Annotated in this window: 19 protein-coding genes, 2 tRNA genes and 1 pseudogene; 19 read left to right on the top strand and 3 right to left on the bottom strand. The window is 39.0% G+C overall.

The genetic code is table 11. The features are described 5' to 3' along the window. Positions 1-23 precede the first annotated feature (23 nt). Positions 24-338 carry a hypothetical protein gene (locus KDN43_RS13890; protein WP_238867061.1) on the bottom strand — a complete coding sequence of 105 codons (315 nt, stop codon included), beginning with the start codon at positions 336-338 and terminating at the stop codon, positions 24-26. A gap of 382 nt (positions 339-720) precedes the next feature. On the opposite strand from KDN43_RS13890, the gene KDN43_RS13885 reads away from it, so the two are divergent. From KDN43_RS13885 to KDN43_RS13825, 15 genes and pseudogenes are all read left to right on the top strand, one after another. Next, positions 721-1,719, top strand: a complete 999-nt coding sequence (locus tag KDN43_RS13885; protein ID WP_238867059.1) for a LacI family DNA-binding transcriptional regulator — start codon at positions 721-723, stop codon at positions 1,717-1,719. Between the two features lie 101 nt (positions 1,720-1,820). Next, positions 1,821-4,907: a SusC/RagA family TonB-linked outer membrane protein gene (locus KDN43_RS13880; protein ID WP_238867057.1), complete on the top strand. Its 3,087-nt coding sequence runs from the start codon at positions 1,821-1,823 to the stop codon at positions 4,905-4,907. Positions 4,908-4,918: 11 nt separating this feature from the next. After that, positions 4,919-6,853, top strand: coding sequence for a RagB/SusD family nutrient uptake outer membrane protein (locus KDN43_RS13875; RefSeq protein WP_238867055.1), 1,935 nt, complete (start codon positions 4,919-4,921; stop codon positions 6,851-6,853). Positions 6,854-6,891: 38 nt separating this feature from the next. Continuing rightward, entirely contained in the window at positions 6,892-8,136 is a 1,245-nt protein-coding gene (locus KDN43_RS13870) for a DUF4959 domain-containing protein (protein ID WP_238867053.1), read from the top strand. Between the two features lie 11 nt (positions 8,137-8,147). Further along, positions 8,148-9,275 carry a DUF4998 domain-containing protein gene (locus tag KDN43_RS13865; RefSeq protein ID WP_238867050.1) on the top strand — a complete coding sequence of 376 codons (1,128 nt, stop codon included), beginning with the start codon at positions 8,148-8,150 and terminating at the stop codon, positions 9,273-9,275. 158 nt (positions 9,276-9,433) lie between these two features. After that, positions 9,434-10,313, top strand: a pseudogene (locus KDN43_RS13860) (family 16 glycoside hydrolase); the annotation flags it as partial. Between the two features lie 54 nt (positions 10,314-10,367). Continuing rightward, positions 10,368-11,672 (top strand): glucosidase family protein, encoded by a 1,305-nt coding sequence (locus tag KDN43_RS13855; protein ID WP_238867048.1) that lies wholly within the window; start codon positions 10,368-10,370, stop codon positions 11,670-11,672. Continuing rightward, the gene (locus KDN43_RS13850; RefSeq protein WP_238867046.1) at positions 11,669-13,888 is read left to right on the top strand and encodes a GH92 family glycosyl hydrolase; all 2,220 of its coding nucleotides are present in this window, start codon (positions 11,669-11,671) and stop codon (positions 13,886-13,888) included. The genes KDN43_RS13855 and KDN43_RS13850 overlap by 4 nt, the downstream gene beginning before the upstream one ends. An 18-nt stretch (positions 13,889-13,906) precedes the next feature. Next, positions 13,907-14,908: a carbohydrate kinase family protein gene (locus tag KDN43_RS13845; RefSeq protein ID WP_238867044.1), complete on the top strand. Its 1,002-nt coding sequence runs from the start codon at positions 13,907-13,909 to the stop codon at positions 14,906-14,908. A gap of 2 nt (positions 14,909-14,910) precedes the next feature. After that, positions 14,911-15,579, top strand: a complete 669-nt coding sequence (locus tag KDN43_RS13840) for a D-lyxose/D-mannose family sugar isomerase (RefSeq protein ID WP_238867042.1) — start codon at positions 14,911-14,913, stop codon at positions 15,577-15,579. A 6-nt stretch (positions 15,580-15,585) separates the two neighbouring features. Beyond that, complete coding sequence (locus KDN43_RS13835; protein WP_238867040.1) at positions 15,586-16,776, top strand: mannitol dehydrogenase family protein; 1,191 nt, start codon at positions 15,586-15,588, stop codon at positions 16,774-16,776. 51 nt (positions 16,777-16,827) lie between these two features. Continuing rightward, positions 16,828-17,001: a glycoside hydrolase domain-containing protein gene (locus tag KDN43_RS16620; protein WP_349678463.1), complete on the top strand. Its 174-nt coding sequence runs from the start codon at positions 16,828-16,830 to the stop codon at positions 16,999-17,001. A gap of 140 nt (positions 17,002-17,141) precedes the next feature. Continuing rightward, a complete protein-coding gene (locus KDN43_RS16615) occupies positions 17,142-17,231 on the top strand; it encodes a hypothetical protein (protein ID WP_407681797.1) in 90 nt (29 codons plus the stop codon). Between the two features lie 219 nt (positions 17,232-17,450). Beyond that, positions 17,451-18,116: a transaldolase family protein gene (locus tag KDN43_RS13830; protein WP_238867039.1), complete on the top strand. Its 666-nt coding sequence runs from the start codon at positions 17,451-17,453 to the stop codon at positions 18,114-18,116. 34 nt (positions 18,117-18,150) lie between these two features. Then, complete coding sequence (locus tag KDN43_RS13825) at positions 18,151-18,321, top strand: type II toxin-antitoxin system mRNA interferase toxin, RelE/StbE family (protein ID WP_256448712.1); 171 nt, start codon at positions 18,151-18,153, stop codon at positions 18,319-18,321. 433 nt (positions 18,322-18,754) lie between these two features. On the opposite strand, the gene miaA is transcribed toward KDN43_RS13825, so the two are convergent. Together miaA and KDN43_RS13815 are read right to left on the bottom strand one after the other, a co-directional pair. Continuing rightward, on the bottom strand, positions 18,755-19,666 hold the full coding sequence (gene miaA / locus KDN43_RS13820) for a tRNA (adenosine(37)-N6)-dimethylallyltransferase MiaA (RefSeq protein WP_238867037.1): 912 nt from the start codon (positions 19,664-19,666) through the stop codon (positions 18,755-18,757). Between the two features lie 193 nt (positions 19,667-19,859). After that, positions 19,860-20,417 carry an IS1096 element passenger TnpR family protein gene (locus KDN43_RS13815; protein ID WP_238867035.1) on the bottom strand — a complete coding sequence of 186 codons (558 nt, stop codon included), beginning with the start codon at positions 20,415-20,417 and terminating at the stop codon, positions 19,860-19,862. Positions 20,418-20,621: 204 nt separating this feature from the next. Here KDN43_RS13815 and KDN43_RS13810 point away from each other — a divergent pair. From KDN43_RS13810 to KDN43_RS13795, 4 genes are all read left to right on the top strand, one after another. Continuing rightward, positions 20,622-20,695, top strand: a tRNA-Asn gene (locus KDN43_RS13810). Between the two features lie 32 nt (positions 20,696-20,727). After that, a tRNA-Asn gene (locus KDN43_RS13805) sits at positions 20,728-20,801 on the top strand. 157 nt (positions 20,802-20,958) lie between these two features. Continuing rightward, complete coding sequence (locus KDN43_RS13800) at positions 20,959-21,915, top strand: NAD(P)-dependent oxidoreductase (RefSeq protein ID WP_238867033.1); 957 nt, start codon at positions 20,959-20,961, stop codon at positions 21,913-21,915. 214 nt (positions 21,916-22,129) lie between these two features. After that, positions 22,130-22,834 carry a DNA alkylation repair protein gene (locus KDN43_RS13795; RefSeq protein WP_238867030.1) on the top strand — a complete coding sequence of 235 codons (705 nt, stop codon included), beginning with the start codon at positions 22,130-22,132 and terminating at the stop codon, positions 22,832-22,834. Positions 22,835-22,841 lie beyond the last annotated feature (7 nt).

Raw genomic sequence — 22,841 nt, 5'->3', positions numbered from 1 at the left:
CACTAGCAAAGATAATGATTTTACTACCAATTGCAATTGTCATAACCTGCCTGACATGTAAGAGGGGCAAGGGCATACGAGTCGTATTCGTCATAAGCCGGGCCTGGAATTCCATTGATAACCACAATCCGGTCTAAACGCACTCTGTCGCCATTTTCAAAAAAAAGATAATACCCCTCGTCTTTTATTTCTCTGATTTTCATAATCTTCCCACGCAACTCTTCCAGTTCAGGCTCATCTGAAAAAGCAAAATATATTACCCTTGCCTCTTCTTTTTCCATTTCTCTGTCAAAGATTTCAAAATAGTCGTGATCGACCGGCAAATATTTTGGTTTCATTACTGGCTCCTTTTTGTTTTGATATAGAATTAAAACAATGAATAAAAGAATCTGTTCAACAATCTAATTTCAAAATATCTTTAATCTCATTTATCACATCTCTGTTTTCTTCTGACAGGTTTGTCCAATTTATCTCCGGGTTTTTCTTAAATCAAGTTATCTGCTTGCATTTTGTGTTGTTCATTTATAAGAAAACTGCTGAAGCCCGTTTCTTACGCTGTTTACATATATTAAGAGTAAATTATCGTGTCTATTAAATGATGCAAAATAAATTTAAATATTTTGTTTCGTATGAGATTTTAATATACAATTGCAAAAACTTAGAACTTTTTGTTGTATATATAGTTAACCGGTTTAGCGTTTGCTCTCAGGTTTAAAAAATATGAAAAAGGTATCAATGCAAAATATAGCAGACAGGTTAGGAGTTTCAAAGGGGACAGTTTCCCTTGTATTGAGTGGTAAGGCAAAAGGTAATCGTATTAGCGAAGAAATGTGCTTAAAAGTCAGACGAATGGCGGAAGAGATGAATTATTACCCGAATGAGATTGCACGTAGCCTCAGTACCGGAATGACCATGACTATTGGAGTTATTGTGACTGATATTTCGAATGAATTCTTTGGAAATCTTACATTTCACATTCAAGAACGTGCCAAAAAATATGGTTATGTGGTGATTACCACAAATACGAACGAATCTTTAGAAGAATTTGATGATGTAGTTACAATATTGTTAAATAAACAGATAGACGGAATTATTCTTGTTCCTGTTGCTGGAGGAGGTAGAATTGCTGATAGAATCGTTAAAAGACATGTCCCTATGGTGCAAGTTGACCGTTATTATCCGGATATTCAAGCCAGCTATATAATTGTGGATAATTATAAAGCATCTACAGATGCAGTTAAGTTTCTAATAGAAAAAGGCTATAGGAGAATTGCAATTATATGTTACGATATTAATCTTAATGCATTGACGGATAGGAGGCAGGGATATATTGATACAATGAAACGTTATAATTTATTGGATCCTGCACTAATAAAAGACATTAAATATGAAGAACAAGAAGAGCAAATTAGGCAAGCTATTGTAGATCTGAAAAATAATCCTGATAAGGTTGAGGCTATATTTTTTTGTTCCAGAAGGGTGTTTATTACCGGAATAAAGTATATGCATAGAGAAAATATAAAGGTTTCAGAGGAGATGGAAGTGTTTTGTTTTGATAAAATAGATACGATTTCCATTAACAATATTCCGATTAATTATATTGAACAACCGATCAAAAAAATGGGAGAGGAAGCAGTTGAAATGCTGATTGAACAGATCAAAGGGATTAAAAATATTCAACAATTAGTCCTCGATGCCGAAATTACACATTCTATTTAAAACTTAATTGATCATGAAGATACTATTTTTTATACATGATTAGTTAACCGGTTTAGCTTATGCTTATCAACAAACTTAAATTATTATAATAGATTTTACTAATGAAAAAAACGAAATTACTTTTTTTAATTTTTCTTTTTCCATTATCGTTAATTGCACAGCAACCGGTACAAGTAAAGGGAAAAGTGATAGAAGCGGAAACCGGTGAACCGTTGCCGGGCGTGAGCATCCTTGTAGATAAGTCAACAAGAGGAGTAACCACGGATATAGATGGAACATTTGAAATTAAAGTGACCACATCCGATAAACTCGTTTTTTCGTTTTTAGGGATGCAGTCACAAACCATTGAGGTTGGAAATAAAACGTTTATCGAGGCGTCTTTAAGGCCGGAGACAAGCGAACTCGAAGAAGTAACGATTGTTGCTTTCGGAAAGCAAAAGAAAGAGAGTGTAATAGGTTCAATCACGACAGTAAATCCGACCGAACTCAAAGTTCCATCAAGCAATCTTACTACGGCTCTTGCCGGTAGAATGGCTGGTGTTATATCCTATCAGCGAAGTGGCGAACCGGGACAGGATTATGCTGACTTTTTTGTACGTGGTATCACCACCTTCGGAGAGAACAAGAATCCTTTAATATTGATTGACGGGATTGAACTAACCACTACTGATTTAGCCAGGTTACAACCCGATGATATTGCAAGTTTCTCCGTAATGAAAGATGCTACAGCCACCGCGTTATACGGCGCAAGAGGTGCCAATGGGGTCATTCTCATTACAACTAAACAGGGGAAAGAAGGTCCTGCGAAGATATCAGTCCGCATAGAGAACTCTATTTCTCAACCGACGAAAGACATAAAAATTGCCGATCCGGTAACATATATGAAACTCCATAATGAAGCAGTGCTCACTCGGGATCCCCTAGGCGAATTACCGTACAGTGATGAGAAAATTGAGAATACGGCTGCAGGAATGAACCCTCTTATCTATCCTGCCGTCCATTGGAAAGATATGTTGTTCAAAGATTACACAGCTAACCAGAGAGTAAATCTCAATGTTAGTGGTGGCGGTGGCGTTGCCAGATATTATGTAGCTGGCTCTTATAGCGTAGATAACGGGATTCTTAATGTAGATAAAAGAAACAATTTTAATAATAACATCAAATCTGAAATTTACACATTGCGAAGTAATATTAATATTGATTTGACAAAAACAACCGAAATGATCGTCCGGTTAAACGGTAATTTCGATGATTATACAGGTCCTATTTATTCAGGAAAGGAGATGTATAATATGGTAATGCACGCCAATCCGGTCATGTTCCCCGCTTTTTACCCGGTAGATGAAGAACATAAATTTGTTAATCATATTATGTTCGGGAATTATGACGATTCATATACCAATCCCTATGCTGAAATGGTAAGAGGGTATAGGGAAGAAAAAAGATCACAAATGATGGCACACCTGGAGCTCAAGCAGGATCTTAATTTTTTGACCGAAGGACTTTCAATCAAAGGATTAATGAATATCACAAGAGTGTCGAAATATGATGTTCGAAGGTTTTATAATCCTTATTATTACCAAATCGGCAGTTATTACAGTGTAACTGACAAATATCAACTGATACAAACGAATGATAACGGTACAGAATATTTGAATTATTCAGAAGGGGGCAAGGATATAACCAGTATCATGTACATGGAATCCACATTGAATTATCAACGGACATTCAACGAAAAACATAATGTAAGCGGGCTTTTAGTCTATATGTTGCGGGATCAGAGCAAAGCTAATGCAGGAAATATTCAATTGTCCCTCCCTTCGAGGAATGTTGGCCTATCAGGAAGATTAACCTATTCATATGAAAACCGGTATTTTACAGAATTCAATTTCGGGTATAATGGCTCCGAGCGCTTTTCGAAAGATAAACGATTTGGCTTCTTTCCGTCAGCCGGTGTTGCATGGGTGGTCTCCAATGAAAATTTTTGGGATCCGATAAAGCCTGTCATCTCAAACTTAAAATTAAGATATAGTTATGGGTTGGTTGGAAATGACCAGATAGGCACATCCAGTGATCGATTTTTCTACCTATCCAATGTAAATATGAATGATGGAAATCATGGAGCAACATTTGGAACCAACGTAGATAAGGGACTTTCTGGCATTTCTATTTCGAGATATTCAAACCCGAATATTAGCTGGGAAACTTCTTTAAAAAACAATTATGCTTTGGAATTTGGATTATGGAACAAGATTAATATCATTGCCGAATATTTTACCGAACATCGTAGCAAGATATTAATGACAAGGGAAGCTATTCCCACTACCATGGGATTAACTGCACCAATAAGAGCAAATGTTGGAGAGGCATCAGGAAAAGGAATAGATATCTCTTTAGACTACCAACAATCATGGAATAAAGATTTTTGGACATCCGCGAGAGGTAATTTCACTTATGCAAGCAGTAAGTTTGAGGTTTTTGAAGAACCCCAATATAATGAATATTGGAGATCAAGGGTGGGGCAGTCCTTGAATCAGACCTGGGGCTATATTGCAGAAAGATTATTTATGGATGATGCGGAAGCAGATAATTCACCCTATCAGGGATTCGGTTCCTTATATGGCGGAGGAGATATAAAGTATACCGATATAAACCGAGATGGTAAAATTACAGAAGCGGATAAAGTACCAATAGGATACCCTACCGTCCCTGAAATTGTTTATGGGTTTGGTTTTTCAATGGGATATAAGAGGTTTGACTTTTCCCTGTTCTTTCAGGGAGCAGCGAACGAATCATTCTGGATGAACGCGGCAAACACCTCTCCATTCCGGAACCAGACTCAGATATTACAAGCATATGCGGACAGCCATTGGTCGGAAGCAAACCAGGATATGTATGCCATTTGGCCAAGACTTTCTCCAACACTCAACCATAACAATATTCAGACAAGTACTTGGTTTATGCGTGATGGATCATTTGTTCGCTTGAAACAAGCCGAAATCGGATATACAATACCAGGAAAATGGCAAAAGAAATATCATCTAGGTAATCTGAGATTGTATTTGAGTGGAAACAACTTGCTCCTATTCAGCAAATTCAAATTATGGGATGTGGAAATGGCTGGTGAAGGGCTGGGATATCCTATTCAGCGGGTATTTAATGCTGGAATAAATTTAACAATTAATTAATCGCTTATAAAATGAAAAGAAATAAAATCACTCTTTATTTGGTCTCATTTTTTCTCATAGGAACAATAAGCATCTCTTGTTCGGACTATTTGGATATTGTACCAGATAATATCGCTACTATTGAAATGGCTTTTACCATGAGGTCAGAAGCTAAGAAGTACCTGTATACCTGTTACTCATACTTACCTCAGGATGGTAATCTGGGATCCGATCCTGCGATTATAGGCGGAGATGAGATGTGGTCACTCATTGATCCTGCACCCTCACAATTTGGACAGGATATGTTTAGATTGGCGCAAGGATTCCAAAACTCTAACAACCCTATAGGAAACGGTTATTGGGTGAGTCTCTATATAGCATTGAGACATTGCAATATTTTTTTGGAAAATGTAGACAAAGTTCCCGATTTACCAGAGTGGGAAAAAAAATTATGGAAAGCAGAAGTCACTTTCTTAAAAGCTTATTACCATTTTTACCTGGTACGTATGTATGGCCCAATTCCATTGATAAAAGAGAATTTACCCATTGATGCAGGTGTGGATGAAGTAAAAGTCTATAGAAATCCCATTGATGATTGTTTCCATTATATTGTTGAACTGCTTGATGGGGCTATGCCGAATCTTCCCTTGATTATAGACAACCCTACCTCAGACCTGGGGAGAATCACTAAACCCATTGCCGCAGCGATGAAGGCAAAGGTACTGGTCACGGCAGCCAGTCCGTTATTCAATGGAAATTCCGATCAGGTTACTTTGAAAAATCCGGATGGAAAACCTCTTTTCCCAGCTCAATATGAAATATCAAAATGGGAAAAAGCCGTAACAGCATGTAAAGAGGCGATTGAAACCTGTCATAGTGCCGGAATGAAATTATACACCTACAATCCCAATTATCAACAATACAAACTGACAGATACGATCACTACTCAATTATCCATCAGAAATGCTTTTTGTGACAAATGGAACAGTGAAATCATTTGGGCAAACACCAAGACCGGTCGTGGCAATATTCTGCAAAATCAACGATTGGCATCGCCCAATCTGGATATCCGTTACATCGATAATTTTCAGATGAGATCGCAATTGCAACCGCCGCTCAAAATTGCGAAATTGTTCTATACCGATCATGGTGTCCCCATTGAGGAAGATTCGGAATGGGCAGGAATAGATGTGTTAGAACTAAAAGTTGCCGGGAAACAGGACAATCTTTATATCCGCGAGGGATATCAAACCATTCTATTACATTTTAATCGTGAACCTCGCTTTTATGCCAATTTGGGGTTCGACGGCGGAATATGGTACGGACAAGGAAAATACGACGATTCGAAACCACTCGATCTGTTTTATGTAGCCGCTCGCAGAGGCGGTACGCAAGGAAAAAACAGAGGTCGTGAATATGGCCCATTTACGGGATATTGGTGGAAGAAAAATGTGCATTTTCAAAATGTGCAATCCTCCGAAAACGGATATGACATTGAGTACTATCCCTGGCCTGTAATCCGATTGGCAGATTTATACCTTCTGTATGCCGAGGCTATTAATGAAACCGAGGGACCAATAGGTGAAAATCAAAGTGAATTATTTACATATATCGACTTGGTAAGACAACGAGCAGGATTGCAAGGTGTCAAATATTCATGGGACAATTTCGCTAACACGAAAAAATATCTCACACAGGATGGAATGAGAGAAATTATCCATAGGGAACGTTTGATTGAATTGGCATTTGAAGGTCAAAGATTTTGGGATATTCGGCGGTGGAAAACTGCTCCTTCGTATTATCAAACCCCGATAGAGGGATGGAATGTTACCGAAGGTAATCCGGACCTGTTTTATAAAGTTGTTCCCCTATTCGAACAGAAATTTTCCGTAAAAAATTATTTCTGGCCGTTAAGAGAAGCATATATCGAGAATAACAGAAATCTTGTTCAAAATATTGGTTGGTAAAATGTATTGAAAAAAATGAATGTAAAAATATGGAAAATATGAATAAAAGTATTGCTTTGCTGTCAATGTGGATATTTTCTGTTCTCATAATCTTTATAGGTTGTAAAGAAGAAGGTCGCATCGATCAGATTGATGACGCAACCCCTGCTCCCGCACCTGTAACAATTACAAAAATTGAGAATATATCCGGAGGGGCTATTATTCGGTACTCTATACCTGACGACGAAAATTTATTAGGAGTGAAAGCAGAATATGAAAGGACTCCCGGACAAATCGTGAAATCGGAGGCTTCATTATACACCGACTCCTTGCTTGTTGAAGGACTTGGGGAAATAAAATCGTATGAAGTAAGACTCTATAGTATCGGACGAAATGGCAAATCTTCTAAACCCGTTGCCGTGAATGTTAACCCATTAGAACCGCCTATTATCATCGCCTCCAAGAGTATGGATGCCACTTTCGGTGGTGTAAAAATTGAATTCACCAATGAAGCTCGAGCTAATTTGGCATTGGTACTTATGATCGATTCGTTAGGAACGGGTGAATGGTTACCATTACAAACTTTTTACACAAAAGCACCAGGCGGAAGTTTTTACCGAAGAGGTCTCGAGAATAAGGAGCTGAACTTTGCTCTGTATATCAGAGATCGATGGAACAACAAGTCTGACACACTGGTACAAACGATTATACCTGTTCTTGAAGAAGAAATTCCAAAGGATAATTTTAAAAATATGAAACTACCCGGGGACAGTTGGGAGTATATCCAAGGTCCTCAGTATGCAATAGAGGGAATGTGGGATGGCATAACCAGCAACAGAGGGGGGAATGTCTATGCAGGAAAAAATACGGAGCCAATACCTCAACACTTCACCATCTCTTTAGGACATAAAGTATCCATTAGCCGATTCAAGGTACATCATCGGTTGAATGATGAATATATGAATTCAAGTCCAAGAACCTTCGAACTGTGGGGATCCGAACTCCCTCCTTCCGATGGAAGTTGGGATAACTGGCATCTTTTGGGTGAATTTGAAGCTTTTAAACCATCGGGCTATTCTGAGAAAGGTTCTGTAGGAACCATAACAGCCGAAGATAAAAACTATGCTAGAGTTGAAGGGATTGATTGTGAATTAGTTGTTTCTGACAAGATACCAAATCCATATCGGCCGGTGAAATATATTCGGTTCAAGACCAACTCAACTTATGCAACCCATGGTTCGGAAGTTACCAGTGGGCAACTAATCATTGCTGAAATATCTTTTTGGGGACAAATTATCGATTAAAATTATATCCAATGAGAACATTTAATTATATTTTATCAAGTATCATTGTACTATTCCTGTATTCTTCTTGTCAGAATATGGATGAAATTTATAAGGAGCATGTTGTTCCCAACGGGATCATTTACCCGGGAAAAGCAACTTCTCCCTTTATTGCTGCGGGCAGAGATAGAGTTCAGGTTTCATGGCTTAAGGGATCTGATCCCAAAGTGTCCAGATCAGAGATTTATTGGAATAACTATACTGATTCAGTGGAGTTGGATGTATCACAAGAATTAGATACTATCCGCTGCTTTATAGAAGGATTAGAGGAAAATACCTACACGTTTATCATAAAAACTTTTGATGCCGCAGGTAATGCTTCGATCCCGGTAGAGGTATCCGGGAGATCTTACGGGGCAATTTATCAAGCAGGCATTTTTAACAGAAATATTTCGGAAGAAGTGGTCTCTGAAGATGACGGATGGATCATTAATTGGGAGAAAGCCGATATAGCCAAAGGAGCTATCTTTTCAGAGATAGTTTACAAAAACAGTCAGGGGCTTGATCGTACTATACTTGCCATGGTCGATGATGTCAGTACTACCATTACCGATTTTAAAGGTGGAACCCAATATAGGTATAGGACTGCTTATATTCCTGAGGTTGGCGCTATCGATACTTTTTATACTGACTATTATTTAAGAACCATGCCTCCGCAAAAAATGAAAAAAAATGGTTGGGCCATTACCGCGAGTTCAAACGCAGCCGATACCCAGGCACCAAACGGAGGTCCTGAGAAAGTGATTGATGATGACCCGAATACATATTGGCATTCCAAGCATAAACCCGCCTCGCCTGGATATCCTCATTGGCTTGCAATTGATATGAAAAGAAAAGTGACCGTAAAGTATATTGAACTTATCCCGAGATCAAATTATGCCAATCAAAGTTTCACAAAATTCAACATTGAGGGAAGTAAGGATGGCATCACATGGAATGATTACGGCAGTTTCGATTTCGAACCGGTAAATGGTAAAGTACAACAATTCTCCTTGGAAGGAAAACCAACTTTACAATTTATCAAAATTGTCATGACTGCGGGTGGTACTGTCCATGCTCATTTGGCCGAATTTTCAGTTTATGGATCCTATTCGGATTAATGGAAAAGAGGGAATAATGAGGAGTGAAATCCATAATAAACATGAAATACGAAGCATTAGCTCTTGAAAATATGTTATGACAACAAGAAGAGAATTTATTAAAAGTGCCGCATTGGTATCCGCAAGATTAGCCATGAACGGTATATATTCAAAGACCAATGCTGCAAGTTATAGCAAAATGGCAGGATCTATTTAACGGGAGAAATCTAAAAGGTTGGACCAAGTTAAATGGGACAGCAGAGTATAAAATTGTGAACAAGACAATTGTAGGAATATCTAAAATGGGATCACCCAATACGTTTTTAGCAACAAAAAAATGTACGATGATTTTATTTTGGAGTTTGAATTTAAAGTTGATGATGGCCTAAATTCAGTTGCCCAGCTCCGAAGTAATAGCTTAGAAGAGTATCAAAACGGCAGAGTGCATGGGTATCAGTTTGAGATTGATCCTTCTACCAGAGTTTGGACCGGAGGTGTTTACGATGAAGCACGTCGTGGATGGTTGTATTCGATGGGTCACAACTCTGCAGGGCAAAAAGCATTTAGAAAGAATGAGTGGAACAAAGCTCGCATAGAGGCAATAGGTAGCTCAATTCGCACATGGGTAAATGGCATACCTTGTGCCGATTTTTTAGATGATAAGACACCTTCCAGCTTTATTGCCCCGCAAGTTCACTCTATTGGAAATGTGGAATTAGAAGGAAAAGCTGTTGCATGGCGAAATATACGCATCATAACTGAAAATCCTGATCAATTTAAAATTAATGAAAACCCAGATGAAATCAAGCAGATTAATTTAATTGCCAAAACTATTTCTATAAAAAAAGCCAGAGATGGATGGAAGCTGTTATGGATCGGAAAAACTACTGAAGGATGGCGTGGTGCCAAACTCGATCAGTTCCCTGAAAAAGGCTGGGTAGTTAAAACGGGATATTAAAAGTTCTTAAAGGTGATGGAGGGGAGTCTACAAACGGAGGTAATATCATCACTATAAGAAAGTATAAAAATTTCATGTTGAAAGTGGATTTTAAAATTTCTGTGCAATAACTCAAATAATTTCATACATCATATTGTGAAAAATAAAATAATCGTATGAATAAATACCTAATGGATATGAAAAAATATTTTTTAACTACTGTTTTATTTGTTTGTCTTATGCTGTTTGCCGGTTGTCAGGATAGAAAATTAAGAAACCAGATTGCGGATGACAAACGTTTGGAATCAGTGGTAAATAAAGCCGAAGAATTCATTTCAACCGGTTTGAATGCCGGCGGCCATTATAATGAGATTTGGATCAGGGACCTGAATACATTTCTTGAATTAGCTTGTGACGTGGGCCGTTCTCATGAAATAAGGGAAGCCTTGCTGATGTTTTTTCATTTCCAGAAAGGAGACGGGGATATTCCGGACGGATATGTGCCAAAAGAGAAAGCGAATGGGTCTTATGATTACCGGTATTCCGACAGTGCTCCCGGTTTTATGGCTCACAAGAACACGGTTGAAACCGATCAGGAGACGTCGCTTGTACAAGCTGTTGCAAAATATATCAGAGCTACCGGTGATACGACAATTCTGCAAGAGAAAATTAACGGTTTATCCGTATTGTCACGGATGGAAAAAGCTATGTATTATCTTTTAGATCATCGTTATTCCGATAAATACGGTTTACTGTGGGGGGCTACCACGATCGATTGGGGCGATGTGCAACCTGAGCATGAATGGGGCGTTTGTTTAGACAGTACGTCACATCTCTGTGTGGATATTTATGACAATGCGATGTTTATCATTGCGATAAAGGATTTACTGTCTGTCACCACGCACAATAAAGAATTCTGGTCAGAAACATTCCATACAATATTCACAAATGTAAGGATACATTTATGGGACGAGAAACGCCAGAAATTCATTCCCCATCTCTATCTTGATAAATCCCCTTTCCCCCCAGAATTAAACGAATTGGAGATATATTATCACGGAGGTACGGCGATTGCAATAGAAGCCGGATTGTTATCAAAGAAGGAAATTATTAGTTCATACAAAAAGATGAAAGAGAATGTTGAAAAGGCTGGAGCCCAATCTATAGGCTTAACGATATATCCATTTTATCCCATCGGATTTTTTAATAATCCAATTTTATACGAGTGCGGCGATTATGGCTATCAGAATGGTGGTGATTGGACATGGTTCGGGGCGCGAATGGTTAAACAGTTAGCCCGCAACGGTTTTTATGCGGAAGCATATGAAGCCATATCCCCTATGCTTGACAGAACAATTGCACATGATGGTTTTTACGAATGGTGGTCGCATGACGGTGAGCCTAAAGGTTCGGGGGCATATCGAGGCACAGCCGGTGTATTGTGGTCGGCTATCAAAACGATTGAAGAATACAATCAATGATTAATTTTTTTAAGGCTATGTTTAGAAATTATATTTTAATAGTACTATTTCTTATTTCACCTATCGCTTTTGCGCAATCAAACCTGTCGTATGTAGACCCGACCATCGGTGGTGTAGGACTTATACTTGAACCTACACGACCTACCGTACAGTTGCCGAACTGCATGCTGAGGTCTTATCCGATGAAGAAGGACCAGTTGGATGACCAGATACGCTACTTCCCTTTAAATGTGGCTTCTCACCGTATTGCTTATGTTTTTCAGTTTTTGCCTGTAAGTGGTGAATCGGATTTATGGGATAAAAAGTTCAACATAGAAAAGGAACAAGCGACACCTTATTACTATCAGGTAGCTTCTGAAGTGAAAAATGATGTGATTGAATTTACAACCGCTGAGCGAAGTGCGATCTTTCAGGTGACTTTTGCGGAGAATGATCATAATTTTTTTCGTTTGGGCATTCTCAACGGTGAAGGAGAGTTGAAGGCCAACAAAAGAGTGATAACCGGAACCGATCATTTTCAGGGGATGAAAGCGTACTTATATGCTGAAACTGATGTGGACATCGAAGATATCCGGTATAAAGACAACGAAAAGAAACACGCATTATTGAAAATCGGTCAAAACGCGAAAACCGTACGCTTTAAATACGGTATTTCTTATATCAGTGTAGAAAAGGCAAAACAAAATTTATATAATGAAATTCCCGGATGGAATTTTGATGAGGTCAAAAAGGCTGCCTATAATGCCTGGGACAAGGTTTTGTCACAAATTAATGTGGAAGGGGGAACAGAAGCGCAGAAAAGGGTCTTTTATACTGCCTTGTACCGTAGTTATGAACGTATGGTCGATATCAATGAGTATGGGGCGTATTATAGTGCTTTCGATCACAAGGTACATCAATCCGATAAGCCCTTTTATGTGGATAACTGGCTATGGGATAATTATATTGCATTAGAACCATTGGGTATGATTCTGAATCCGGCATTGGCTCAGGAACGGATCCGCTCATATATAACCATGTATGAACAAAGCGGATGGATGCCTTCCTTCGCAGTCGTATTTGGTGATTGGCCGGCAATGACTGGCAACAACGCGGCTATCTGGATGACGGATGCCTGGGCGAAAGGATTGCGGAATTTTGACTTTGACAAAGCCTATGAGGGTATTAAAAAAGGTTCTTTGGAAGCTACTCTTTTGCCCTGGAATAATGGTCCTGCAACGTCTCTTGATTCTTTTTACAATGAAAAGGGATACATGCCCGGACTATGGCCCGGCGAAGAAGAAACTGTAAAAGAAGTAGATCCAGATTGGGAAAAACGGCAAAGCGTATCCGTTACGATCGACAATAGTTATAGCGACTGGTGCATCGCGCAAATGGCTGATTTTACAGGCAATGAAAAGGATCGCGAATTATTTTTAAACCGCTCATTGAATTATCGCAATGTTTTTCGTGTCGAAAAAGGTTTTGTTTGGCCTAAAGACAAGAACGGCGAATGGATTGAACATTTCGATCCCCGTTTTGCCGGACGGGAATATTTTACGGAAAATAATGCATATACTTTTAACTGGGCAGCCAAACATGATTTGTATGGACTTTTTGATCTTATGGGAGGAAAGGAGCAGGCAGAAGAAAAACTCGATCAGTTGTTCCGTGAAGATCTCGGACTTCCGAAATTCAGATTTTGGTACACACAACCTGACGCTTCGGGCTTAGTAGGACAATTTGCGATGGGCAACGAGCCGAGCTTCCATATTCCTTACCTGTACAATTATCTGAGGGCACCATGGAAAACCCAAAAGCGTATTCGTATGTTGCTGGATACCTGGTTTGCGGACAACCTGTTCGGTATTCCCGGAGACGAAGACGGAGGAGGTATGTCGTCTTTTGTCGTATTTTCCATGATGGGATTTTTTCCCGTAACCCCGGGTATTCCGTTTTACAACATTGGGAGCCCAGTATTTGAAAAGATAACCATCGATCTACCCAATGGGAAACAATTCATAATCAACGCTTATAATAATTCAGGTGAAAACAAATACATACAAAGAGCTAGTCTCAACGGTAGCGATTTGACCAAATGCTGGTTTTCTCACGAAGATTTGGTAAAAGGAGCTCTTTTGGAATTGCAAATGGGTGATAAACCCAATCTTAAGTGGGGGAGTAAAGAAAACGATATGCCACCTTCGTATAACGGATACAGATCAATAACCAAATAAAGTATAAAGAAACGGAATATGCAACGCAACGGAATCATTTCAGCAGGGAATTGGGTCATCGACCATATTAAAATGATCGATACCTGGCCGGGAAAAGGCAATCTGGCCAATATCAAACTTGTAGCCGGGAGAGCTTTAGGTGGATGTGCGCATAACGTGCTCGTCAATCTGGCAAGGTTGCAAACAGATATACCTTTATGGGCAGGGGGAATAGTTGGTAATGACGACAACGGCAGATATATTATGGATGAGATTGCTAAATACAATATAGATAATCGGTATATGTCAATACGTGACGGAGTTACAACCTCTTTTACTGATGTGATGTCGGAAATGCATAGCGGGGCACGAACATTTTTTCATTACAGGGGATCAAACGCGCTGTTGGATTATTCCGACCTTGAAAAAATGGAATCGTCGGCAAAAATCTTCCATTTGGGGTATCTGTTGTTATTGGATAAATTGGACTCATTCGATGAAAAGTATGGTACCGTGGGGGCAAAAGTCTTGCATATGCTAAAATCAAAGGGATACGAAATATCCATTGATGTTGTATCGGAGCAAGGCGAACGATTTCGGAGTGTGGTCATACCAAGTTTAAAGTATGTAGATTATCTTATCTGTAATGAGATAGAAGCCGGTGCCTGTACGGATATAGCACTTCGGAAAAAGGATACGCTTTGCCGGGAAAACCTGTCTAAAGTTGCTGAAGATCTTTTCAACCAGGGAGTAAATAAGATGGTCGTGATCCATTTTCCTGAGGGAGGGTATGTTATGCAAAAAGACGGACAACAACTATTTGTGCCGGCGTTTAAAGTCTCCCAAGCCGAGATAAAAAGTACGGTAGGCGCCGGTGATGCCTTCTGTGCCGGTGCATTGTATGCTATTCATGAAGGGTTCTCACTGCATGAAATGCTTCTATTGGCCAATGCGAATGCGAGGTTTAACCTGCTGAGCGAAAACAGTACGGGAGGAGCGGTTCCGTTATTCGAATTACAGAAATACATAAAAACAGATTGATTATGAAACGAAGTGAAATTAACAATGCCATTGACTTTGCGATTGAATTTTATAAACAGCATTCATTCAAATTGCCTTCATGGGCATACCTTACTCCGGAAGAGTGGAAGACCAAAGGTAAAGAGTATGAAGAGATACGGTTGGCACAATTGGGTTGGGATATTACCGATTTCGGGAAAGGACGCTTTAAAGAAGAAGGGTTGACTTTATTTACCCTTCGTAACGGCTACCCTTCGCGTGTGCCTTATAAAACATACTGTGAGAAAATAATGATTGTTGGAGAAAAGCAGGTCACTCCCATGCATTTTCACTGGAAAAAGATGGAAGATATTATTAACCGGGGTGGGGGAGATCTTTGCATTCAACTATGGAAAGCCGATAAGCAAACGGAAGAAAAAACCAATGAGCGATTTTCTTTATTAATAGACGGTGTGAGGAAAACATTTAATGCTGGTGATGTTTTTAGCCTGAAACCGGGTGACAGTATCTGCCTTGAACCGTATGTGTATCATGCTTTCTGGGCGGAAGGCGGACCGGCACTTGTGGGTGAAGTCTCGACGGTAAACGATGATAGTAATGATAATCGTTTTTATGAATCACTTGGGCGCTATCCGGAAATCATGGAAGATGAACCCATGCATTTTTGTCTGTGTAATGAGTATGGAAGATAAATAAGAATGACCAAATCTCCAAAATTGGTTTTATTCGGTGCCGGAAAAATTGGGCGCTCATTTATTGGTCAACTGTTCAGCCGTTCCGGATATGAAGTTGTTTTTATTGATATAGACCAAAACATTGTCGATGCTTTAAATCAGAAACATTCTTACAAAGTCATTATCTGTGATACGAGTCCGGAAATAATTGTTGTAGATAATGTACGGGGTGTACAGGGCCAGGATGAGGAAAAGGTCATCTGTGAGATTATCTCTGCAGATATCATTGCCGTATCTATCGGAAAGAACGGATTGAAACATATCGTTCCCACGCTGGCACGCGGATTGCTGGCACGCGAAAACGTATGTCCGGGACGAAAGATTGATATCGTCCTGGCAGAAAATATGCGGAACGCGGATGTATTTATGCGTGATGAGTTGGCGAAAGTTCTGCCGGAAAGCTATCCTTTGAACAAATATGTGGGACTTGTGGAAACAAGTATCGGGAAAATGGTGCCTTTCACTGTTAATCACCAGGATAATGACATCCTTTCTGTTTATGCAGAGGCTTACAACACACTTATCGTAAACAAGGAAGCATTTAAAAATCCCATACCCGTTATTACTGGAATGCAAGCGAAAGAGAACATGAAAGCCTGGGTCGATCGCAAACTGTTCATTCACAATTTTGGGCATGCTGCGACTGCCTATCTCGGATATAGATTTCACCCCGAACAGACTTTTTTATGGGAGGTGCTTGAAGATGGGAGGATAATGGCTTTCGTACATGAAGCAATGCAGCAGAGTGCTGGAGCTCTACAATATGAATATCCCGGTGTGTTTTCAACCCGCCACCTGGATGAGCATATTGATGATTTGCTTCGTCGTTTTTCAAATCAACTTTTGGAAGATACGGTGTTTCGGGTTGGTTGCGATCTGCCTCGTAAGCTATCATTCGACGATAGGATTGTTACACCACTAATGTCGGCGTATAATAACGGACTGCCGTATGACAGGATAGGGAAGGTTCTGGAATCGGCATTGAGATTCAAGGCAACAGATATCAACGGTAAGATGTATCCCCCGGATATCGAGTTTCACAAGGAATTGAAAGAGCACGGGGTTTTTAATACTCTTGAGAAAATATGCGGATTGACAGAGGGCGAAGCAATGCTGTTTTTAAACCAGATCAATAAGACAAACGAATATGAGTAAGGATAATTCAATTCATAATATACTCCCTGTCCCTTGCTTTTTATGTGATGTGTGCCACGTTATTCAAGAGAGCAACCATTCATCTTGAAAACGGTAAAAAAAGTGATTGATGCCCCTAGCAATAATGCAGAAAATCGTTATATCGATAGGGTAATCCTGAACGGTAAGAATCATACCAAAAGCTGGTTGGACCACACAACCCTTATGAAGCGGTGCGATGATTGAAATAGATATGTCCTCCACTTTATATTTTCTTTCTTCTCTTTTAAGATGAAATCAATATATTGTTTTAAAAAAGATATTGACAAGAATTATGGCAGTTTTAGTCATTATGCCTACGAAAGGGGCAATCAGTTGAAAGCTATATCATAACAGAAATAAAAAAGGGAAAGGGTGATTCCGTTAAAAAAGGAGACATTTTGTTTCCTTATGAGACGGACAAAGCCATCTTTTAGATAAAGTTGCCTTGAGACGTCAAGAAGCTTATGAACAAGGTAATACATGGGACCAAGTCCCAGTTATTTCCTTCGATAGCAAGTGTATTTTCGATATTGATGAACAGTTTCACGAAGACGTTGTTTTAATAGGATACTCAGAACTCACGTTCGGAGAGGCTGACGTAAAGAGATAAGGCAAAGATATTTTTTTGATATAATTTAATTAAAAACAATATTATGATATATTTAGCAGATACAGCAAATATAAATGAAATAAAAGATTTGTTCACGCACTTTCCAATAGAGGGTGTAACTACAAATCCGACTATTCTGGCTCATGAAAATGAACCTTTATCAAAAATTATTCCTAAAATTCAGGAATGTATAGGCGATAAAATGATTCACGTACAAACAATAAGTGAAAAAGCGGATGATATTTTACGTGAAGCTAAGTGCTATAAAGATTATTTTCAATTCGATAATAATTATTTTGTTAAAATCCCTGTAACTAAAGAAGGTTTTAGAGCAATACAAATGGTAAAAGAGGCGGGAATGTATGTTACGGCAACCGCAATTTTTACCCAGCAACAAGCATTAATTGCGGCAAAAGCAGGTGCTGACTTTGTTGCACCGTATGTCAATCGTCTCGATAATATTTCCTCTCATGGTATTGATGTTGTGGCTGATATTGTAAATACATTCAAATTATACGGATTTTCTTGCAAAGTGTTAGGAGCTAGTTTTAAAAATGTTGATCAGATATATCGCGTAAGTATGGTTGGTTGCCATGCCGTAACTGCATCATATAATGTGTTAGAAGCTATTCTGAAGCATCCGATGACCGACAAGGGGGTAATGGAATTTGAGCGAGATGGCTCACATTTGTATGATGTGAAGTTTTGAAGATCGTATAATTGTTGGTCGATTTATATTAAAGATGACAATTGAAAAAATTGTAAAAACTAAACTTCTCCCTTTGGTCGGAAATTACAAGGGATGTTGGAAATACCATATCGAGGGTGATTTTCTTTTAATTTGGATAGACGAAAACAGTGATGTGATCAAATTGATACGATTGGGTAGTCATTCTGAATTATTTAAACCTTAGGGATACCTGAAACGGCCGATAAGATCATTTTGCCGGTGGCGACATTGCTTGCTGCAGAACAAACGGTAATTCTCGCCATGAGCGATGGAAGAAAAGCGTTTCAATCCATGCATGTGTGATGAGTGGTGAACATTAATACAGAATAAAGAACTGTTGTAAAATGCTAATTAATGGAGTATTAGTCGCATAATAAATTAGTAAACATGAATGGGAGACATTTAAAAGTTCTGAATAATTAAAAGTATAAATATATTTTTATATGAAACTGAATGATTACAATAAAAAAAGGAAAAAGGATCGACACTATGTAAGATTTAGCTTTTCGGTACTTCTAATTTGTATATTTGAGTCCCCTCCTAAAACCTCATTTTTCAAAAACATGAAAAATCGAGATATTTCGGACGGGACTCATACAATGAATAAAAGAATCTGTTCAACAATCTAATTTCAAAATATCCTTAATCTCATTTATCACATCTCTATTTTCTTCTGACAGGTTTATCCAATTTATCTCCGGGTCTTTCTTAAACCAAGTCATCTGCTTGCGGGCATAGTTTCGGGAGTGTTGTTTAATTTTCTCTATAGAAAAATCGAGCGTGCAGTTACCGTCGAAGTAATCGAAAAGTTCTTTGTAACCAACAGTGTTAAGTGAGTTTAAATAACGGTGCGGATAAAAGTGACGAGCTTCGTCAACCAGTCCCTCTTTTATCATCTGATTAACACGATTATTGATACGTTCATACAGCTCTTGCCGGTCGCGGGTAAATCCTATCTTCACTATACTAAAAGGACGCTTTTTTCTAGGGTTAGTACGTAGGGAAGAGTAAGGTCTCCCGGCCATCAGGCACACCTCCAATGCATGAATGACCCTCTTGGGGTTTTTCAGATCCACTTCATCATAAAATGCAGGGTCCAGAATTTTCAATTGCCGGCGAATAGGATCGAGCCCCTCTTTACGGTAGAGCTCCTGAACATCTTTTCGCAACCTGATATCAATAGAGGGTATATTATCAATACCTTTACACACCGCATCGATATACATCATAGAACCCCCCGTCATAATTACAACCTGATGTTGCTTGTAAAGTTCACTTAGCAGAGCCATGGCATCCTGTTCATATTCACTGGCGCTGTAATATTCTTCAGGTGAAAGTACTCCCACGAAATAGTGTGGTACACGTTTACGTTGTAATTCTGTAGGAGCAGCTGTTCCAATGGTCATTCCCCGGTATAGCTGCCGTGAATCGGCTGATATGATGGGACTTTTTATCTCTTCGGCGATGCGCAGGCTCCATTCGGTTTTTCCAACACCTGTGGGACCAAGCAGCACGAGAAGGGTATTCATTATTCAGATTTAATGAGATTGATTGATATTTGGAGAGTTTGAAACATACAAAACCAGGTTTAATTGAACTTTAACCGTAAATAATCAGATTGAACGATTATGAGCGATATTAAAACGGATTGATTCAGTTTCCCGTTATTATTAAATTAATATCCGGCGTTCATTGATGATTTGATAATGTTGATGGGGCAATTCAAAAGATATCACTTTCGCCTGTATCAACAGAGATATCATCCAATCCTTCAAATCCCTCTCTGTCCAATTCATCAATATCGAAATTTTCATCACCGTAGAACGATTCGCCGGTATCCAATAAAACGCCATCGGTTTTTATTTCTTCAATATTCAATAGCTGTTTGGGTGCTTCGCCAACGGAAAGTGAACAGATTGCTTTATCAAGGTTTTTTCCGGGAATTATTTCTGATAATTCAATATATAGTGCGCGTTCGGTGAGATAATCGAAAACGTACATCAGCTTTTGCTTTTCATCTTCAAGATAGTCGCTCAAAATGCATTTCTCCATTATATAGGAGTCCTCATCAGAATATGTATCCATTTCTACCAGCGTGATTTCCTGCAGCTTACGCCACTTGTTGTCACATAAGAAGAACGATGCCATTTCCTTATTGCTGAAACCGGTGCAGTTTAAAATAACATGGTAGAAATCCAAAAAAGTGGCATCGGCATCAATTTTGATTTCCCTTTTGAAGTTATCTGCTTCATCGGAAAGAATTAGAAATTTGAATATCATTTTAATCTTTGTTTATGCTGATTGATTACGTTTCAAAGGTAATAAAAAGTTTCAAATATTTATATTCGACAAATCATAAATTGATCGTTCCCGAGCCTGTTTTTACACAAAAAAATTAGATGTCCATTTTTTTCGCTACAGATATTGGTTAATTCGGAAATTTATACTACTTTTGCATCACTTTTCTGAGATCGAAAATTTAATTCTTCAGTAGCTCAGTCGGTTAGAGCATCTGACTGTTAATCAGAGGGTCGCTGGTTCAAGTCCAGCCTGAAGAGCAGAAAAGTAAAGTTTTAAAGGGTGTATTAATTCTTCAGTAGCTCAGTCGGTTAGAGCATCTGACTGTTAATCAGAGGGTCGCTGGTTCAAGTCCAGCCTGAAGAGCAAAAAACGAGTCTAAAGGCTCGTTTTTTTGTTAGCATACCTACTTACTTAATCATAATTGTTTCCCAAAAACAATTTGCATTGATAACTCGTTAAAAGATACATCATCTGTCCTGAATATGCGGTTAGAATCATTAATATCATTAATATTACAACAATGAAGAAAGTTTTGATAGCTTATCGTTTAAAACCGGAAGGATTAAAAATGCTGGAGGGAAAATATAAGGTTACGCTTCCTGAAAATAAATCCTATTTTACAAAAGATGAAGTTATGGAGTTGATTCCCGATTACGAGGTTCTTGTCCCTAATTTCAGCTTTTATACCGGCAAAGATATATTGGATAAGGCCGTGAAGCTGGAACTGATTTCCAATTTTGGTGTTGGGTATAACAATATTGATGTAGAGTATGCGACAGCGAAAGGGGTTACAGTTACAAATATCCCTAATTCAACACGGGAACCTACGGCAGAGTTTGCTTTCGGGCTTCTCCTGGCTGCAGGCCGACGTATAGGGTATTATGATCGCAAGTTGCGTTTACCAGAAGGCGTTAACTGGGGTATATATGCCGAAAGTGGACAGTCTGTGTATGGTAAAACTTTGGGTATTATAGGAATGGGACGTATAGGACAGTCACTTGCCAGGCGTGCAGTGGCATCGGGGATGGAGATAATCTACCATAATAGGAACAGATTGAATGAATCTCTTGAAAAGCAGTACAATGCCCGTTATTTTACTTTTGAGGAGCTGCTTAGGACAGCTGATTACATTTCACTTAATGCTCCCTACACTCCTGAAACATATCATATGATAGGCGAAAAACAACTGAACATGATGAAATCTACAGCCATATTCATTAATACGGCCCGGGGGGGTATGGTGGACGAAAAGGCTTTGGCTAAGGCGCTTAGAGAAAAAAAGATATGGGCCGCAGCACTTGATGTTTTTGAATACGAACCGCATATTATTCCCGAACTGGTTGAGCTTGACAATGTAGTGTTAGCTCCGCATGCCGGCACAAAGACCATCGAAGACCGTATAAATATGTCAATTGAAATGTCACAAAATATTGTGGGATTTTATGAAGGTACTTATCCGGTGTCACGGGTCAACTGAGTTGTGATTTTTCTAAGTCAGTAAATCAGCATTAATGTATTCAGTTTATCCGTTATTAGAGTTTTCACCTTAATATTTGAGCTCACTCCGATAAGTCTTTTCTGCTGAAAATCGCCCAAAATTCTCGCTGATTTTCAGCAAGTTGTAAGCCACCAAAATCGAGTTTTGGGGTTTTCAGAGCAGACTAATATTTAGAATTTACGCATATCATTTGATGACGGCAGAAAATATAAAAAGACAGCTCCTTGCTTTGGGAAATCCCAAAAAAGCAGAACATTCTAAGTATTTCTTCAAGACAGGAGAGGGGCAATACGGGGAAGGAGATAAATTTATCGGATGTACAGTTCCGGAAACACGTTATGTGGCTAAAGTACATAAAAATATGTCATTCGCGGAGTTGGAAAAACTGCTGAACGATGAATTACATGAGTGTCGTTTATGTGCATTGCTAATACTTGTTGAGCAGTATAAAAAGGCTGGTGAGCTGAAACGAAATGAGATCGTTGATTTTTATCTTGCACATACATCGTGCGTAAATAACTGGGATCTTGTGGATTTGTCGTGTTACCAAATAGTGGGCGAATGGTTGAAGAATAAGAAAGACCGCTCTCTTTTATATTGCCTGGCAGATAGCGGCCTTTTATGGAATCAGCGTATAGCTGTTGTTTCCACCATGGCGTTTATCAGGGATAACGATTTCGGGGATACATTGCAGCTGTCTGAGAAGTTTTTGTATCACAACCACGACCTGATACATAAAGCATGCGGCTGGATGCTACGAGAGACAGGCAAACGCGATGAATCGGTGCTTACAGGATTTCTCGACAAATACTATAAGAAAATGCCACGCACTATGCTGCGTTATGCTATTGAAAGACTCTCTTCAGGGCATAAAAAAAAGTATATGCAGAGAGCATAGGAGTTTC

The organism is Proteiniphilum propionicum (assembly GCF_022267555.1).
Lineage (GTDB): Bacteria > Bacteroidota > Bacteroidia > Bacteroidales > Dysgonomonadaceae > Proteiniphilum > Proteiniphilum propionicum.
Note: the sequence above shows the minus strand (reverse complement) of the source record. Positions and strands in the feature narration are given on the sequence as shown.

What these genes read in the sequence shown, in the direction of transcription:
- KDN43_RS13825 (WP_256448712.1), top strand. Translation starts at nt 18,151, where the DNA reads ATGACAATTGAAAAAATTGTAAAAACTAAACTTCTCCCTTTGGTCGGA.
- KDN43_RS13850 (WP_238867046.1), top strand. Translation starts at nt 11,669, where the DNA reads ATGATTAATTTTTTTAAGGCTATGTTTAGAAATTATATTTTAATAGTA.
- KDN43_RS13885 (WP_238867059.1), top strand. Translation starts at nt 721, where the DNA reads ATGAAAAAGGTATCAATGCAAAATATAGCAGACAGGTTAGGAGTTTCA.
- KDN43_RS13875 (WP_238867055.1), top strand. Translation starts at nt 4,919, where the DNA reads ATGAAAAGAAATAAAATCACTCTTTATTTGGTCTCATTTTTTCTCATA.
- KDN43_RS13800 (WP_238867033.1), top strand. Translation starts at nt 20,959, where the DNA reads ATGAAGAAAGTTTTGATAGCTTATCGTTTAAAACCGGAAGGATTAAAA.
- KDN43_RS13835 (WP_238867040.1), top strand. Translation starts at nt 15,586, where the DNA reads ATGACCAAATCTCCAAAATTGGTTTTATTCGGTGCCGGAAAAATTGGG.
- KDN43_RS13880 (WP_238867057.1), top strand. Translation starts at nt 1,821, where the DNA reads ATGAAAAAAACGAAATTACTTTTTTTAATTTTTCTTTTTCCATTATCG.
- KDN43_RS13815 (WP_238867035.1), bottom strand. Translation starts at nt 20,417, where the DNA reads ATGATATTCAAATTTCTAATTCTTTCCGATGAAGCAGATAACTTCAAA.
- KDN43_RS13845 (WP_238867044.1), top strand. Translation starts at nt 13,907, where the DNA reads ATGCAACGCAACGGAATCATTTCAGCAGGGAATTGGGTCATCGACCAT.
- KDN43_RS13890 (WP_238867061.1), bottom strand. Translation starts at nt 338, where the DNA reads ATGAAACCAAAATATTTGCCGGTCGATCACGACTATTTTGAAATCTTT.
- miaA (WP_238867037.1), bottom strand. Translation starts at nt 19,666, where the DNA reads ATGAATACCCTTCTCGTGCTGCTTGGTCCCACAGGTGTTGGAAAAACC.
- KDN43_RS13855 (WP_238867048.1), top strand. Translation starts at nt 10,368, where the DNA reads ATGAATAAATACCTAATGGATATGAAAAAATATTTTTTAACTACTGTT.
- KDN43_RS13840 (WP_238867042.1), top strand. Translation starts at nt 14,911, where the DNA reads ATGAAACGAAGTGAAATTAACAATGCCATTGACTTTGCGATTGAATTT.
- KDN43_RS13870 (WP_238867053.1), top strand. Translation starts at nt 6,892, where the DNA reads ATGAATAAAAGTATTGCTTTGCTGTCAATGTGGATATTTTCTGTTCTC.
- KDN43_RS13865 (WP_238867050.1), top strand. Translation starts at nt 8,148, where the DNA reads ATGAGAACATTTAATTATATTTTATCAAGTATCATTGTACTATTCCTG.
- KDN43_RS13830 (WP_238867039.1), top strand. Translation starts at nt 17,451, where the DNA reads ATGATATATTTAGCAGATACAGCAAATATAAATGAAATAAAAGATTTG.
- KDN43_RS13795 (WP_238867030.1), top strand. Translation starts at nt 22,130, where the DNA reads ATGACGGCAGAAAATATAAAAAGACAGCTCCTTGCTTTGGGAAATCCC.